Source organism: Janthinobacterium sp. CG3, from assembly GCF_000344615.1.
GTDB lineage: Bacteria > Pseudomonadota > Gammaproteobacteria > Burkholderiales > Burkholderiaceae_D > Janthinobacterium.
This window is the reverse complement of the sequence record NZ_KB467824.1, coordinates 3,938,123-3,954,191: the sequence shown is the minus strand read 5'-3', so window position 1 is coordinate 3,954,191 and position 16,069 is coordinate 3,938,123. Positions and strand designations below refer to the sequence as shown.

The window sequence follows — 16,069 nt, the reverse complement described above, 5'->3', positions numbered from 1 at the left end:
AGAATGGCGTATTTTCATCATATGGATTTGGTGATATACGCGCTTCGCCGCGTTTCGGGCGGCGCCGCCGGCCTCGCTTAACCCGTAGGGGGGCGAGGGCTGTTCCGGCATGGTGCGGCGCAATACGCTAAAATGCCTCTTTAGGGTCAGTCCACAAGTCCACATATACCATGAACGCCCCCGCACACATCAAAGCACTGCTGGCCGAAACGCCAAACGGTCCCGCCGCCACCCGGCTGCGCGAAATCCCCTATAACTACACGTCGTTTTCCGATCGCGAGATCGTCATCCGACTGCTGGGGGAGCACTCCTGGAGCCTGCTCGACGAGCTGCGCGGCGCGCGCCAGACCGGCCGGTCGGCGCGCATGCTGTACGAGGTGCTGGGCGACATCTGGGTGGTGCGGCGCAATCCCTACCTGCAGGACGACTTGCTGGACAACCCGAAACGGCGCCAGGAACTGATCGCCGCCTTGCACCACCGCCTGGCCGAGGTCGACAAGCGCCGCCTGACGGTGGACGCGGCCAGCGAAGCGAACCTGGACGACGCCGCGGCGCAACGCCGCAGCGCCAGCGTCGAGGCGCTGCTGAAGGCGGCCAGCAAGGCCGTGGCCGACTTCGGCGACGAGTTCCGCCAGACCTACGACCTGCGCAAGCGCACCACCAAGGTGCTGGGCCGCTACACCGAAAAGCACAACATCTGCTTCGACGGCATGAAGCGCGTTGCCCACGTTACCGACGCCACCGACTGGCGCGTCGAATACCCGTTCGTCGTGCTCACGCCCGACACCGAGGACGAGATGGCCGGCCTGGTCAAGGGTTGCATCGAACTGGGGCTGACCATCATCCCGCGCGGCGGCGGAACCGGCTACACCGGCGGCGCCGTGCCGCTGACGCCGCTGTCGGCCGTCATCAACACCGAAAAACTGATTACCCTGGGCGAGGTCGAAATGACCATGCTGCCCGGCGTCGAGCGCGAATACGCGACGCTGCTGTCGGGCGCCGGCGTGGTCACCAAGCGCGTCTCGGACGCCGCCGAAAAGGCCGGCTTCGTGTTCGCCGTCGACCCGACCTCGGCCGAGGCTTCCTGCATCGGCGGCAACGTCGCCATGAACGCCGGCGGCAAGAAGGCCGTGCTGTGGGGGACCGCGCTGGACAACCTGGCCTCGTGGCGCATGGTCGACCCGAACGGCGACTGGCTCGAAGTGACGCGCCTGGAGCACAACCTGGGCAAGATCCACGACGCGCCGGTGGCCAAGTTCAAGCTCGAATGGACCCACCCGACCAGCCGCGGCGCCGCCAAGGCGGCGCCGTTCAAGACCGAGTTGCTGGACATCGCCGGCCGCAAGTTCCGCAAGGAAGGCCTGGGCAAGGACGTCACCGACAAATTCCTGTCCGGCCTGCCGGGCATCCAGAAAGAGGGCACCGACGGCCTGATCACGTCGGCGCGCTGGATCTTGCACAAGATGCCCAAGCACGCCCGCACGGTCTGCCTGGAATTCTTCGGCCAGGCGCGCGACGCGATTCCGTCTATCGTTGAAATCAAGGACTACCTGGACGGCTTGCCGGCCCGCGGCGACGGTTTCACGACGATCCGCCTGGCCGGCCTGGAGCATCTGGACGAGCGCTACCTGCGCGCCGTCGGCTACGCCACCAAGTCGAAGCGCGGCGTGCTGCCGAAGATGGCGCTGTTCGGCGACATCGTCGGCGACGACGAGAACGCGGTGGCCATCGCCGCCTCGGAAGTGGTGCGCATCGCCAACACCCGCGTCGGCGAGGGCTTCGTCGCCGTCAGCCCGGAGGCGCGCAAGAAGTTCTGGCTCGACCGCGCCCGCACGGCGGCCATCGCCAAGCACACCAACGCCTTCAAAATCAACGAAGACGTGGTGATTCCGCTCAACCGCATGGGCGAATACACCGACGGCATCGAGCGCATCAACATCGAACTGTCGATCAAGAACAAGCTGCAACTGGCCACCGCGCTGAGCGACTTCTTCGGCGCCGGCAACCTGCCGGTGGGCAAGAGCGACGACGCCTCCGACGACCGCGTCGACGACGCCGAAATGCTCGGCGACCGCGTGCAGCAGGCCACGGCGCTGCTGCGCCAGGTGACGGCGCGCTGGACCTACGCGCTGGCCGGGCTGGACCTGCCGCTGGCCAGCGCCAAGGACCAGTTGGCCGAATTGGGCCTGGAGCGCCTGCTGCCGGTGTTCGAGGCGCGCCTGGCGCAGCAGCCGGACGCCACCCTGTTCGACGTGGTGCAGGACCGCACCGTGCGCATCACCTGGAAGCAGGAAATCCGCGCGCAACTGCGGCAAATCTTCAACGGCGCCGCCTTCAAGCTGATCCTCGACGAAACCACGGCGATCCACGCCCGCGTGCTGCGCTCGCGCGTGTTCGTCGCGCTGCACATGCACGCCGGCGACGGCAACGTCCACACCAACTTGCCGGTCAACTCCGACAACTATGAAATGCTGCAGGACGCCCACCAGGCGGTGGCCCGCATCATGGTGCTGGCGCGTTCGCTCGACGGCGTCATTTCGGGCGAGCACGGCATCGGCATCACCAAGCTGGAGTTCCTGACCGAGGAAGAGATCGGCGAATTCCGCAGCTACAAGCAGCGCATCGATCCGGAAGGGCGCTTCAACAAGGGCAAGCTGCTGAACCTCGACGGCCTGGGCGCGGACTTGCGCAACGCCTACACGCCGTCGTTCGGCCTGATGGGCCACGAATCGCTGATCATGCAGCAAAGCGATATCGGCGCCATCGCCAACAGCGTCAAGGATTGCCTGCGCTGCGGCAAGTGCAAACCGGTGTGCTCGACCCACGTGCCGCGCGCCAACCTGCTGTACTCGCCGCGCGACAAGATCCTGGCGACCTCGTCGCTGATCGAAGCCTTCCTGTACGAAGAGCAGACCCGCCGCGGCATCTCGGTCAAGCACTGGGAAGAGTTCGAGGACGTCGCCGACCATTGCACCGTGTGCCACAAGTGCGTCACGCCGTGCCCGGTCAACATCGACTTCGGCGAGGTGTCGATGAACATGCGCAATCTATTGCGCAAAATGGAAAAGAAAAGCTTCAAGCCGGCCCTGGCCGCGACGATGTTCTTCCTCAACGCGACCGACCCGACCACCATCAACGCCTCGCGCCAGGTGATGATCGGTTGGGGCTACAAGGCCCAGCGCCTGGGCAATGATTTGCTGAAGAAATTCGCCAAGAAACAGACCAAGGCGCCGCCGCCGAGCCTGGGCAAGCCGAAGGTGCGCGAGCAGGTGATTCACTTCATCAACAAGAAAATGCCGGGCAACCTGCCGAAGAAAACCGCGCGCGCGCTGCTCGACATCGAGGACGACAAGGTCATCCCGATCATCCGCAATCCGAAGACCACCACGGCCGACACCGAAGCCGTGTTCTACTTCCCGGGCTGCGGTTCGGAGCGGCTGTTCTCGCAAGTGGGCTTGGCGACCCAGGCCATGCTGTGGGAAGTGGGCGTGCAAACCGTGCTGCCGCCGGGCTATCTGTGCTGCGGCTATCCGCAGCGCGGCAACGGCGAGTACGACAAGGCCGAAAAGATGATGACGGACAACCGCGTGCTGTTCCACCGCATGGCCAACACGCTCAACTATCTGGACATCAAGACGGTGCTGGTATCCTGCGGCACCTGCTACGACCAGCTGGCGACTTATGAGTTCGACAAGATCTTCCCCGGCTGCCGCATCATGGACATCCACGAGTACCTGCTGGAGAAAAAGGTCAAGCTCGAAGGCGTCAACGGCACGCGCTATATGTACCACGAGCCATGCCACAACCCGATGAAGCTGCAGGAATCGGGCAAGACGATCAACGCGCTGATCAGCACCGTCGACAACGTCAAGATCGAGAAAAACGACCGTTGCTGCGGCGATTCCGGCACCCTGATGGTGTCGCGCCCCGACATTTCGACCCAGGTGCGCTTCCGCAAGGAAGAGGAAATGATCAAGGGCGCCGACAAGCTGCGCGCCGACGGCTTCGCCGGCGAAGTGAAGATCCTCACCAGCTGCCCGGCCTGCCTGGGCGGCGTCTCGCGCTACGGCGAGGAGGCCGGCACCACGGCCGACTACATCGTCGTCGAGATCGCCAAGCACTTGCTGGGCGAGAACTGGATGCCCGACTACGTCAAGCGCGCCAACGACGGCGGCATCGAGCGGGTGCTGGTGTGACCGTCCAGCCCTGCGACCTGTGCGTCCTGCTGGCCGGCTTCGACGCCGGCGCCGGCCTGGACGCGCTGGTGTGGCGCGACGAGCGGGTGGCCGTCGCGCTGGTCGACGAGGCCGGCTATCCCGGCTTTTGCCGCGTCGTCTGGCACGGCCATGTGAAGGAAATGAGCGATCTGGGCGCGGCCGAGCGCAGCCGCGTGATGGAGGTGGTGTGGCAGGTCGAACTGGCCCAGCGCGAAGTGATGCGGCCGGAAAAAATCAACCTGGCCAGCTTCGGCAACATGACGCCGCACGTGCACTGGCACGTGATCCCGCGCTACCTCGACGACGCCCATTTCCCGAACCCGACCTGGGCCGCGGCCCGGCGCGCGCCGGCGGCCGACACGCTGGCGGCGCGCGCCGCGCTGCTGCCGCAATTGCGCGCCGCCATCGTCCAACGCCTGAATTCCTGAGCGCCTGAGCACGCCGCCAAACATTTACCAAGAGAACACCATGACAGGCTCCAGACAATCGGCCCCGACGCCGCAACCGACCGGACTGACGGTGCACAGCAAATCGCGGGTGCTCGACGTCAGCTTCGACGACGGCGCCAACTTCTCGCTGCCGTTCGAATTGCTGCGCGTGTGCTCGCCGTCGGCCGAAGTGCGCGGCCACGGTCCGGGCCAGGAAGTGCTACAGCTGGGCAAGCGCGAGGTCGGCATCACGGCGCTCGATCCGGTCGGCAACTACGCGGTGCAACCGACCTTCTCGGACGGCCACAACACCGGCCTGTACTCGTGGGAGCTGCTCTACAAGCTGGGCGCGCAGCAGGAGCAAGTGTGGCGCACCTACCTGGAGCGCCTGCACGCCGCCGGCTTCCCCGGCGACAGCGGCCGCGAGCCGGGCGCGGCGCTGCCGGCGGCGCCGGCGGCCGGCCACGGCTGCGGCCACAAGCACTAGTGGCGCCGCGGCTGAGCCGCATCCGGCGCGAATTCTTGACCTGGGTTCGCGATTCAGAACAAGCCGGGCCGCGCCGGCGCGCCGCTTGTATAATGCCCGCACATCAATCAGGCTGATAACCATGACCAATACGACGCATTTCGGCTATAAAACCGTTTCGGAAGACGACAAAGTGCACGAGGTGGCGAAGGTGTTCCACTCCGTCGCCGCCAAATACGATGTGATGAACGACCTGATGTCGGCCGGTTTGCACCGCCTGTGGAAGACCTTCACCATCGCCAACGCCGGCGTGCGCCCGGGCTTCAAGGTGCTCGACATTGCCGGCGGCACCGGCGACCTGGCCAAGGTGTTCGCCAAGCAGGCCGGCCCCGGCGGCGAGGTCTGGCTGACCGACATCAACGAGTCGATGCTGCGCGTGGGCCGCGACCGGCTCTTGAATCGCGGCCTGTTGACCCCCACCTTGTTGTGTGACGCGGAAAAACTGCCGTTCCCGGACAATTATTTCGACCGCGTCAGCGTCGCCTTCGGCCTGCGCAACATGACGCACAAGGACCAGGCGCTGGCCGAAATGCGCCGCGTGCTCAAGCCGGGCGGCAAGTTGTTGGTGCTGGAATTCTCGAAAGTGGCGGCGCCGCTGCAAAAGCCGTATGACGTGTATTCGTTCTCGGTGCTGCCGTGGCTGGGCCAAAAAATCGCCGGCGACGCCGAAAGCTATCGTTACCTGGCCGAGTCGATCCGCATGCATCCGGACCAGGAAACCCTGAAAACCATGATGCAAGACGCCGGCCTGGAGCGCGTGCAGTATTTCAATTTGACGGCCGGGGTCGCAGCTTTGCACACGGGTATCAAACTGTAGGAGGTTGGCATGAATATCAAGAAATTTCTGGTCGGCGCGACACTGGCCGCGCTGTCGTTGTCGATGCTGGCCGACTCGATCGCCCGCCCGATGGGCGGCGGCCGCTCGATTGGCCGGCAGTCGCACAACGTGAGCCGCCAGGCGCCCGCGCCTGCCCCGGCCCCGGCGGCGCAACGCCAGGCCCAAGCCGCCGCCGCGCCCGCCGCGGCGCCGGCGGCCGCGGCCAAGCCGCCGAGCCGTTGGAAAGGCATCCTGGGCGGCGCCTTGCTCGGCCTGGGCCTGGGCGCCTTGTTGTCGCACTTCGGTCTGGGCGGCGCGCTGGCCGGCATGATCGGTTCGCTGTTGATGCTGGCCTTGCTGGCCGGCGCCGTCTACCTGATCTATCGCCTGGTGCGCGGCAAGCGGGCCGCCAACGACGGCGGCAATCGCAACGCGCCGTTCTCGGGCGGCTTCGGCGGCAACAATGCGCTGGCCCAGGGCGCCGGCAACACGCCGGAGATCGGCTCGCGCATGCAGCCGCAGGCCTTCGAACCGCTGATGCCGGCGCCGTCGGCCGGCTCGATGCTCGACAAGCCGGCCGCGGCCGCGCCATGGGGCGTGCCGGCCGACTTCGACACGGCCAACTTCCTGCGCCACGCGAAAAGCAACTTCATTCGCCTGCAGGCGGCCTGGGACAAGGCCGACGTCAACGACATCCGCGAATTCACCACGCCGGAAGTCTACGCCGAGATGAAATTGCAACTGCAGGAACGCGGCGCCGGCGCCGACTTCACCGACGTCGTCAGCATCGAGGCCGAATTGCTGGGCATAGAAACGAGCGCCGCCGACTACCTGGCCAGCGTCAAGTTCTCGGGCGCGATGCGCCCGGCGCCGAACGCCGCCGCGGAACCGTTCGCCGAAGTCTGGAACCTGGCGAAGCCGGTGTCCGGCAACGGCGGCTGGTTGTTGGCCGGCATCCAGCAACTGTCCTGAGTGCGCGCACGGTAAATTGCCGCTGCCGTTTATTTCCCGGCAAGCTGGTAAGATCAAGACCGCCCACGATTGCCACGGGCGGTTTTTTTTTGAGGTTTTTTACAGATCGACCGCATGCCCCTACCTATCCCTAGCAGCTCCGCGCTGAGCGCGCCCGTCGTCGCTTCGATCAACCATTTGCTGGCGCAGGAGCCGTGGGCGCAGCAACAGCTCGCGCTGCACGCCGGCAAGGTCGCCTGCGTCGACACCGGCGCGCTGGCGCTGCGCGTGCGCGTCGCCGGCGGCATGTTCGAGGTGGCGCCGGACGACGCCGCCGCCAACGTGACGATCCGCGTCAAGCTGTCGGACCTGCCGCTGATCCTGCAAAACCGCGAGCGCGCCTTTTCCTACGTCAAAATCGACGGCGACGCCGAATTCGCCAACGCCATTTCCCAGCTCAGCAAGACCTTGCGCTGGGAGGCCGAACACGACCTGGAAAAGCTGGTCGGCCAGATCGCCGCCCAGCGCATCGCCGCCGGCGCCAGGGCGGTCGTCGCGGCCGCCAAGTCCGGCCAGCAAAAGCTGGCCGAGAACGTCGCCGAATTCTTCCTCGAAGAGCAGCCGCTGCTGGTGCGTCCGGCCGCGGTCGAGGCCTTCTCGGGCGACGTCACGCGCCTGCGCGACGACGTCGAACGCATCGCCAAGCGGATTGAAAAGCTAGAACAAAAACTGGCGCGCGGCGTATCCGCCGCGGCACCATCACCGGACCTCCAATGATATTGAAATTTTTGCGCCTGCTGAAAATCCTGCGGGTGGTCGTCAAATACGGCCTCGACGAAATCGCCATCTCCGGCCTGAAGGTGCCGCGCACCGCCAAACTGATCGACACCGTCATCTTCTGGCGCGACATCAGCGCGCCGCGCGGCGAGCGCATGCGCATGGCGCTGGAAGAGCTGGGGCCGATTTTCGTCAAGTTCGGCCAGGTGCTGTCGACCCGGCGCGACCTGATGCCGGCCGACCTGGCCGACGAGCTGGCGCGCCTGCAAGACCAGGTGCCGCCGTTCGACTCCGACCTGGCGATCGCGCAAATCGTCAAATCGCTGGGTGCCCACCCGGAGCAGCTGTTCGCCAACTTCGAGCGCACGCCGGTGGCCTCGGCCTCGATCGCCCAGGTGCATTTCGCCACGCTGAAGGACGGCCGGGAAGTGGCCGTCAAGGTGCTGCGCCCGGGCATGAAAAAGCTGATCGACGAGGACGTCGCGCTGATGCACATCGCCGCCGAGTGGATCGGCCGCATCTGGGCCGACAGCAAGCGCCTGAAGCCGAAGGAGGTCGTCGGCGAATTCGACAAATACCTGCACGACGAACTCGACCTGATGCGCGAAGCGGCCAACGCCAGCCAGCTGCGGCGCAACTTCGCCGACTCGAACCTGCTGATGGTGCCCGAGATGCACTGGGACTTTTGCTCGTCGAGCGTGATCGTCATGGAGCGCATGGTCGGCATCCCGGTGTCGCAGCTGGACCGCCTGGCCGCGGCCGGCGTCGACCTGAAGAAGCTGTCAAGCGACGGCGTGGAAATCTTCTTCACCCAGGTGTTCCGCGACGGCTTCTTCCATGCCGACATGCACCCCGGGAACATCCTGGTGTCGGTCGAGCCGGAAACGTTCGGCCGCTACATCGCGCTCGACTTCGGCATCGTCGGCACCCTGAACGACTTCGACAAGGACTACCTGTCGCAAAATTTCCTGGCCTTTTTCCGGCGCGACTACAAGCGCGTCGCCGAAGCGCACATCGAATCGGGCTGGGCGCCGAAGGAGACCCGCGTCGACGAACTGGAATCGGCGGTGCGGGCCTGCTGCGAACCGATCTTCGACCGGCCGCTGAAGGACATCTCCTTCGGCCAGATTCTGCTGCGCCTGTTCCAGACCTCGCGCCGCTTCAACGTCGAAGTGCAGCCGCAACTTGTGCTGCTGCAAAAGACCCTGCTTAACATCGAAGGCCTGGGGCGCCAGCTCGACCCCGACCTCGACCTGTGGAAAACCGCCAAGCCCTACCTGGAAAACTGGATGTCCGACCAGGTCGGCGTGAAAGGCATGATGGAGCGCCTGAAGGGCGAGGCGCCGCGCTTCGCCCACATGCTGCCACAACTGCCGCGCCTGCTGCACCACGCGCTGGCGGTGGCCGGCGCGCCGCGCAACGCCGACACCGAGCTGCTCAAGACCCTGATCGCCGAACAGCGCCACACCAACCGCCTGCTCAGTTTTGTGGTTTACTTCGTCGGCGCCTTCGCCGTCGGCGCGCTCGGCCTGCAACTGATGCTGCGCTGGCAGCACCTGGCATAAGAGGGGGCGCCGGCATGCCCGACTTCCAGGCCCGCGACCCGCTCTCCCCGGCGTTCTGGGACGAACGCTTCGAACGCGGCTTCACGCCGTGGGACCGCGGCGGCGTGCCCGACGCGCTGCGCGCCTTCGTCGCCGGCGCCGCCGCGCCGCTGCGCTGCCTGATCCCCGGCTGCGGCGCCGCCTACGAACTGGCGCACCTGTGCCAGGGCGGCTGGGACGCCACCGCGATCGACTTCGCGCCGGCCGCCGTGGCCGCCGCCCGCGCCGCCGTCGGCCCGTGGGCCGGGCGCGTGCTCGAAGCCGACTTTTTCACCTACGCGCCGGCCGAGCCGCCGCAACTGATCTACGAACGCGCCTTCCTGTGCGCCATGCCGCGCGCGATGTGGCCGCAGGTGGCGGCGCGCTGGGCCGCGCTGCTGGCGCCGGGCGCCTTGCTGGCGGGCTACTTCTTCTTCGACGACGCCCTGCGCGGCCCGCCGTTCGGCATCGAGCGCGCGCAACTCGACGCGCTGCTGGCGCCGCACTTCGACTGCATCGCCGACGAGCCGGTGGCCGACTCGATCGCCGTCTTCGAAGGCAAGGAACGCTGGATGCTCTGGCGTCGCCGGGGCGGCAATCCGTGAGCGCATGGAAAAAGCTTTATAATTCAGGGTTTTGATGATTTTTGCGGAGTTTTGAATGCCGATTTACGCTTACCGCTGTGACGATTGTGGTTTCGCCAAAGATGTCTTGCAGAAGATGTCCGATCCAGTGCTGACGGTTTGTCAGTCGTGCGGCAAGCCTACGTTTAAGAAACAATTGACCGCCGCCGGCTTCCAGTTAAAGGGCACCGGCTGGTATGCGACCGATTTCCGCGGCGGCACGCCGCCGAGCACGGCGCTGCCGACCGGCCCGGCCGACACGGCGCCGGCGAAGGACGCCGCGCCCGCCGCCGCCGCCGCGGCCGCGCCCGCCGCCGAGGCCAAGAGCGCCGCGCCGGCCAAGGCCGACTGAGGTTTTACCACGGCGGACGGCGCGAGCCGCCTGCCCGTCACCAAGAACAGAGAGACCGATGCGTAAATATTTCATTACCGGATTGCTGATTTTGGTTCCGCTGGCAATCACGGCCTGGGTCTTGAACCTGGTGATCAGCACCATGGACCAGTCCCTGTTGCTGGTGCCCGGCAGCACCCAGCCGATGAAGTTGTTCGGCCGCGACTTCCCGGCGCTGAGCACGATTCCCGGCCTCGGCACGGTGTTGACGGTGTTGATTGTGTTCGTCACCGGCTTGCTGACCAATAACCTGGTCGGCAACTACGTGGTGCGCGTGTGGGAAAAGCTGTTGCAGCGCATTCCCATCGTCAATTCCTTGTATTCAAGCGTCAAGCAGGTTTCCGACACGCTGTTTTCCTCGTCCGGCAACGCCTTCCGCAAGGCCGTGCTGGTGCCTTATCCGCACCAGAACTCGTGGACCATCGCGTTCCTGACCGGCGTGCCGGGCGGCGACGTGCGCAACCACCTGGTGGGCGACTATGTCAGCGTGTACGTGCCGACGACACCGAATCCGACCTCCGGTTTCTTCCTGATGATGAAGCGCGGCGACGTCGTCGAACTCGACATGAGCGTCGACGTCGCCCTCAAGTACATCGTCTCGATGGGCGTGGTGGCGCCCGAACCGGCGCCGCCGGCCAAACATTAAACCGACAATAAACGGGCACGCGTCCGCGAAGCAGGGCGCGGCCATCTGAATAATCTAACCTGGACTGAGAAATTTATGTCAATGCGTACACATTACTGCGGCCTCACCACCGAAGCCCTGCTTGGACAAACCGTCAACCTGTGCGGCTGGGTGCATCGCCGGCGCGACCACGGCGGCGTCATTTTCATCGACTTGCGCGACCGCGAAGGCCTGGTGCAGATCGTCTGCAACCCCGAGCAGGCTGAAGTCTTCAAAGTGGCCGAAGTGGTGCGCAACGAGTATTGCCTGCGCGTCACCGGCGTCGTCAGCAACCGCCTCGAAGGCACTGTCAACAACAACCTGAAGTCGGGCAAGATCGAAGTGGTCTGCTCCAACCTGGAAGTGTTGAACGCCTCGGTCACGCCGCCGTTCCAGCTGGACGACGACAACCTGTCCGAAACCACCCGCCTGACCCACCGCGTGCTGGACCTGCGCCGTCCGCAGATGCAAAACAATCTGCGCCTGCGCTACAAGGTAACGATGGAAGTGCGCAAGTACCTCGACGAACTGGGCTTCATCGACATCGAAACGCCGATGCTGACCAAGTCGACCCCGGAAGGCGCGCGCGACTACCTGGTGCCGTCGCGCGTCAACGCCGGCAACTTTTTCGCGCTGCCGCAATCGCCGCAGTTGTTCAAGCAGCTGCTGATGGTCGCCAACTTCGACCGTTACTACCAGATCGTCAAATGCTTCCGCGACGAAGACTTGCGCGCCGACCGCCAGCCTGAATTCACCCAGATCGATTGCGAAACCTCGTTCCTGTCGGAACAAGAGATCCGCGACCTGTTCGAGAACATGATACGCATCGTCTTCAAGAACACCCTCGACATCGACCTGCCGAACCCGTTCCCGGTGATGGACTTCGCCACCGCGATGGGCCTGTACGGTTCCGACAAGCCGGACATGCGCGTCAAGCTGGCCTTCACCGACCTGACCGCCGTCATGAAAGACGTCGACTTCAAGGTCTTCGCCGGCGCGGCCAACATGGAAGGCGGCCGCGTGGTCGGCCTGCTGGTACCGGGCGGCGCCAAGGAAGGTTCCGGCATGCCGCGTTCCGAAATCGACGCCTACACCCAGTTCGTCGCCATTTACGGCGCCAAGGGCCTCGCTTACATCAAGGTCAACGAGAAGGCCAAGGGCCGCGACGGCCTGCAATCGCCGATCGTCAAGAACCTGCACGACGCCGCGCTGGCGCAGATCGTCGAGCTGACCGGCGCCCAGGACGGCGACTTGATCTTCTTCGGCGCCGACAAGGCCAAGGTCGTCAACGACGCCATCGGCGCGCTGCGCGTGAAGATCGGCCACAGCGAATTCGGCAAGAAAGCCGGCCTGTTCGAGGACAGCTGGAAGCCGTTGTGGGTGGTCGACTTCCCGATGTTCGACTACGACGAGGAAAACGACCGCTGGACCGCGACCCACCATCCGTTCACGGCGCCGAAAGACGGCCATGAAGACATGCTGGAAACCAATCCGGGCGCCTGCATCGCCAAGGCCTACGACATGGTCTTGAACGGTTGGGAGTTGGGCGGCGGTTCGATCCGCATCCACCGCGAAGAAGTGCAGAGCAAGGTGTTCCGCGCCTTGAAAATCGACGCCGAGGAAGCCCAGTTGAAGTTCGGCTTCCTGCTCGACGCGCTGCAATACGGCGCGCCGCCGCACGGCGGCCTGGCGTTCGGCCTGGACCGCATCGTCACGATGATGACCGGTTCCGATTCGATCCGCGACGTGATCGCCTTCCCGAAAACCCAGCGCGCGCAGTGCCTGTTGACCCAGGCGCCGTCCGAAGTGGACGAGAAGCAATTGCGCGAACTGCACATCCGCCTGCGCGCCGCCGAGCCGAAAGTCGCTTAACCGTCGTCCGGCCCGCCTGCACGGGGGGCCGCATGCTGTGAAAAAAGGCGCGGGAGACTGCGCCTTTTCTTTTAATATGAGCCATAAAATCCCCGAATCCGTCCTGGTCGTGATCCACACCGCCGCGCTGGAGGTGCTGCTGCTCGAGCGCGCCGACCGGCCCGGCTTCTGGCAATCCGTGACCGGCTCGCTCGACGCGCCCGACGAGCCGCTGCTGGCCACCGCCGCCCGCGAGCTGTTCGAGGAAACCGGCATCGTCGCCGACGCCGCGACGCTCCGCCTGCGCGACTGGCAGTTGTCGAACATCTACGAAATCTACCCGGTCTGGCGCCACCGCTACGCCCCCGGCGTCACGCACAACACCGAGCACGTGTTCAGCGTCGAGGTACCGCGCGACATCGCCGTCACGCTCAGCCCGCGCGAACATCTGCGCCACGTCTGGCTGCCCTACCTGGAGGCGGCCGACCGGTGTTTCTCGTCTTCCAACGCGGAAGCCGTGCTGCAACTGCCGCAGCGCTTGAAATAGCCCCGGCCCACGAAAACCGCGCGCGCTTGAACGGTATTGCGCCCCCGCGCGGGCGCCGTTGTGGCGGCGATGCGAAGCTTTCACCGCCGCACAATTGAAGTCGTGCGGAAATGGCGGCTATGGGGTTAAAATCAAGCCATGAGAATCCGCGTAGCAACTTATAACATCCACAAGGGCGTCTCCTCGATGCGCGGCCAGCCCCGCGTACACGCCTTGAAACAGGCGATTGCCCTGTTCGAGGCCGACGTCGTCTTTTTGCAGGAAGTCCAAGGCCGGCACGACCGCAACGCCGCCCAGTTCGGCGCCGAAAGCCACGGCCACAAGCATTGGCCGGAGACGGCCCAGCACGAGTTCTTCGCCGGCGCCTCGCACCATTCGGCGTACGGCATGAACGCCGTGTACGACCACGGCCACCACGGCAACGCGCTGCTGAGCGCGTTTCCGATCGGCTCCACCCGCAACCACGACGTCTCCGACCACGCCTACGAGCAACGCGGCATCCTGCACTGCGTGCTGCAGACCGAGGGCGTCGACGTGCATTGCTACGTGGTCCACCTGGGCCTGTTCGAGGCCGGCCGCGGCCGCCAGACCGAGGCGCTGATCGAGGCCGTGATGGCCTCCGCGCCGCACGGCGAGCCGGTCATCATCGCCGGCGACTTCAACGATTGGCGCAACAACCTCAGCGACAAGCTGCGCAACGCGCTCGGCGTGGTCGAGGTGTTCGACCAGCGCGCGTCGAATTCGGCGATCGGCGACCTGGTGCGGCAACTGGCGCGGCGCAAGGCGGCGACGCCAACGCTGACGCCGGCGCGCACCTTCCCGGCGGCGCTGCCCTGGTTCCGCCTCGACCGCATCTACGTGCGCGGTTTCCAGGTCGAAACGGCCCAGGTGATGCACGGCACGCTGTGGGCCAAACTGTCCGACCACGCACCCATCGTCGCCACGTTGAAACTGGCGTAGACTGGACCCATGCGATCCGTCACCTATATAGCCGATAACGACATCACACTGCTGCATTGCGGCACCGACTATTTCCCCGCGCTGATCGCGGCGATCGACTCGGCCCGCTACGACATCTATTTCGAAACCTATATCTTCGCCGACGACGACACCGGCAACGCGGTCAAGGCCGCGCTGATACGCGCCGCCGGCCGCGGCGTGCAGGTGTTCATGATCACCGACTGGTTCGGCACCGGCAACGCGCGCGCCAAGCGCATGCACGCCGAGTTGGAGGCGGCCAAGGTGCACCACCGCATCTTCAACCCCTGGTTCCGCCGCGGCGTCACGCGCACCCACCGCAAGATCTGCGTCGTCGACCGCGACGTGGCGCTGGTCGGCGGCATCAACATCAACGACGACATGTTCTGCGACTACGACCACCGCGTCGCGCTGTCGGCGCCGCGCTGGGACTTCGCGGTGCAGGTGCGCGGCCCGCTGGTGGGCGCGATCCACCAGGAGGCCCAGGCGCAGTGGGCGCGGCTCGGCAAGATGGGGCTGCTCAAGCGCATCCACCTGTACCGCGAGCTGCGCGCCGTCAACAAGGCGCAGGCGCGCAGCGTCGTCAAGGCCGGCTTCGTGGTGCGCGACAACCTGCGCAACCGCCGCACCATCCAGCGCGCCTACCTGCAGGCGCTGGGCCAGGCCAGGCACAGCGTGCTGTTGGCCAACCCGTATTTCGCGCCGGGGCGCAAGTTCCGCGAGGCGCTGGCCTCGGCCGCGCTGCGCGGCGTCGAGGTGGTGCTGTTGATCGGCGTCGGCGAAATCTGGCTGCAGGACGCCGTCGCCCATTCCTTCTACCCGAAGCTGCTCGACGCCGGCGTCAAGCTGGTCGAATACCACAAGACCCAGTTGCACGCCAAGGTCGCGGTGGTCGACGACGACTGGGCCACGGTCGGTTCGAGCAACGTCGACGGCCTGAGCCTGTTCCTGAACCAGGAGGCCAACGTCGTCGTCAAGGACGCCGCCTTCGCGCTGGCCCTGCGCGGCCACATCGAGCGCGCCATCGCCGACGGCGTGGTGGTGCACAAGGACGATTTCGCCCACGTCGGGCGCTTGCGCCGGCTCGGCTACGAAGCCGCCTTCATCCTGTACAAACTGGCGATGCGCGTGTTCGCGATGGGCAAATACGCTTGAAGTAGTGCGTTTAAATGAGTACGCTTACATCAGTGCGCATAAACCAGTGCGCTTAACCGTCCCGTCCAACCATCACGCTGAAACCACCATGACCGACACCGTACGAATCGACAAATGGCTGTGGGCCGCGCGCTTTTTCAAGACCCGTTCGCTGGCCACCGACGCGGTCGACAACGGCAAGGTGCGCGTCGGCGGCGAGCGCGTCAAGCCGGCGCGGCCGCTGCGCCTGGGCGACGAGCTGCTGGTCGACAACGGCGCCGACAACTGGGAGCTGCGGGTGCTGGGCCTGTCGGACCAGCGCGGCAGCGCCCCGGTGGCGCGCCTGCTGTACGCGGAAACGCCGGCCAGCATCGCGCGCCGCGCCAACGAGGGCGAGCAGCGCAAGTTGTTCCGCGAGCCGGGCGCCGCCATCAAGGGCCGCCCGACCAAGCGCGACCGGCGCCAGTTGAGCAAGGCCAGCGGTGCCGACTAGGCGGCGAACCGGGCGCGCCCGGAGCAAAATCCCCGATGCTGCGTTGCAGCAATAGAACCTCGCCTCTAATGTTCCCGTTTGACTTTTAT

At 65.6% G+C, this 16,069-nt stretch carries 15 protein-coding genes; all 15 read left to right on the top strand.

Going from position 1 to position 16,069, the window contains the following annotated elements:
- The first annotated feature begins 170 nt into the window (after positions 1-170).
- The gene (locus tag JANGC3_RS0117430) at positions 171-4,196 is read left to right on the top strand and encodes a DUF3683 domain-containing protein (protein WP_017877777.1); all 4,026 of its coding nucleotides are present in this window, start codon (positions 171-173) and stop codon (positions 4,194-4,196) included.
- Positions 4,193-4,645 carry an HIT domain-containing protein gene (locus tag JANGC3_RS0117425; protein WP_017877776.1) on the top strand — a complete coding sequence of 151 codons (453 nt, stop codon included), beginning with the start codon at positions 4,193-4,195 and terminating at the stop codon, positions 4,643-4,645. Before JANGC3_RS0117430 ends, JANGC3_RS0117425 begins: the two co-directional genes overlap by 4 nt.
- A 40-nt stretch (positions 4,646-4,685) precedes the next feature.
- Entirely contained in the window at positions 4,686-5,132 is a 447-nt protein-coding gene (locus JANGC3_RS0117420) for a gamma-butyrobetaine hydroxylase-like domain-containing protein (RefSeq protein ID WP_017877775.1), read from the top strand.
- Positions 5,133-5,253: 121 nt separating this feature from the next.
- Positions 5,254-5,988 (top strand): bifunctional demethylmenaquinone methyltransferase/2-methoxy-6-polyprenyl-1,4-benzoquinol methylase UbiE, encoded by a 735-nt coding sequence (gene ubiE, locus JANGC3_RS0117415; RefSeq protein WP_017877774.1) that lies wholly within the window; start codon positions 5,254-5,256, stop codon positions 5,986-5,988.
- Positions 5,989-5,997: 9 nt separating this feature from the next.
- The gene (locus tag JANGC3_RS0117410; protein WP_017877773.1) at positions 5,998-6,960 is read left to right on the top strand and encodes a Tim44 domain-containing protein; all 963 of its coding nucleotides are present in this window, start codon (positions 5,998-6,000) and stop codon (positions 6,958-6,960) included.
- A 114-nt stretch (positions 6,961-7,074) separates the two neighbouring features.
- Positions 7,075-7,716 carry a ubiquinone biosynthesis accessory factor UbiJ gene (locus tag JANGC3_RS0117405; protein ID WP_017877772.1) on the top strand — a complete coding sequence of 214 codons (642 nt, stop codon included), beginning with the start codon at positions 7,075-7,077 and terminating at the stop codon, positions 7,714-7,716.
- On the top strand, positions 7,713-9,281 hold the full coding sequence (gene ubiB / locus JANGC3_RS0117400; RefSeq protein ID WP_017877771.1) for a ubiquinone biosynthesis regulatory protein kinase UbiB: 1,569 nt from the start codon (positions 7,713-7,715) through the stop codon (positions 9,279-9,281). The genes JANGC3_RS0117405 and ubiB overlap by 4 nt, the downstream gene beginning before the upstream one ends.
- 14 nt (positions 9,282-9,295) lie before the next feature.
- Complete coding sequence (locus JANGC3_RS0117395) at positions 9,296-9,904, top strand: hypothetical protein (RefSeq protein ID WP_017877770.1); 609 nt, start codon at positions 9,296-9,298, stop codon at positions 9,902-9,904.
- A gap of 55 nt (positions 9,905-9,959) precedes the next feature.
- The gene (locus tag JANGC3_RS0117390; RefSeq protein WP_026133121.1) at positions 9,960-10,274 is read left to right on the top strand and encodes an FmdB family zinc ribbon protein; all 315 of its coding nucleotides are present in this window, start codon (positions 9,960-9,962) and stop codon (positions 10,272-10,274) included.
- A gap of 58 nt (positions 10,275-10,332) precedes the next feature.
- Complete coding sequence (locus JANGC3_RS0117385; RefSeq protein WP_035787785.1) at positions 10,333-10,959, top strand: DUF502 domain-containing protein; 627 nt, start codon at positions 10,333-10,335, stop codon at positions 10,957-10,959.
- A 75-nt stretch (positions 10,960-11,034) separates the two neighbouring features.
- A complete protein-coding gene (gene aspS / locus JANGC3_RS0117380) occupies positions 11,035-12,849 on the top strand; it encodes an aspartate--tRNA ligase (RefSeq protein WP_026133120.1) in 1,815 nt (604 codons plus the stop codon).
- 76 nt (positions 12,850-12,925) lie between these two features.
- Positions 12,926-13,375 (top strand): dihydroneopterin triphosphate diphosphatase, encoded by a 450-nt coding sequence (nudB, locus tag JANGC3_RS0117375; RefSeq protein ID WP_017877766.1) that lies wholly within the window; start codon positions 12,926-12,928, stop codon positions 13,373-13,375.
- Between the two features lie 138 nt (positions 13,376-13,513).
- A complete protein-coding gene (locus JANGC3_RS0117370) occupies positions 13,514-14,335 on the top strand; it encodes an endonuclease/exonuclease/phosphatase family protein (RefSeq protein ID WP_026133119.1) in 822 nt (273 codons plus the stop codon).
- A 9-nt stretch (positions 14,336-14,344) separates the two neighbouring features.
- Positions 14,345-15,508 (top strand): phospholipase D-like domain-containing protein, encoded by a 1,164-nt coding sequence (locus JANGC3_RS0117365; protein WP_017877764.1) that lies wholly within the window; start codon positions 14,345-14,347, stop codon positions 15,506-15,508.
- Positions 15,509-15,596: 88 nt separating this feature from the next.
- Complete coding sequence (locus tag JANGC3_RS0117360) at positions 15,597-15,980, top strand: RNA-binding S4 domain-containing protein (protein ID WP_017877763.1); 384 nt, start codon at positions 15,597-15,599, stop codon at positions 15,978-15,980.
- Positions 15,981-16,069: the final 89 nt, after the last annotated feature.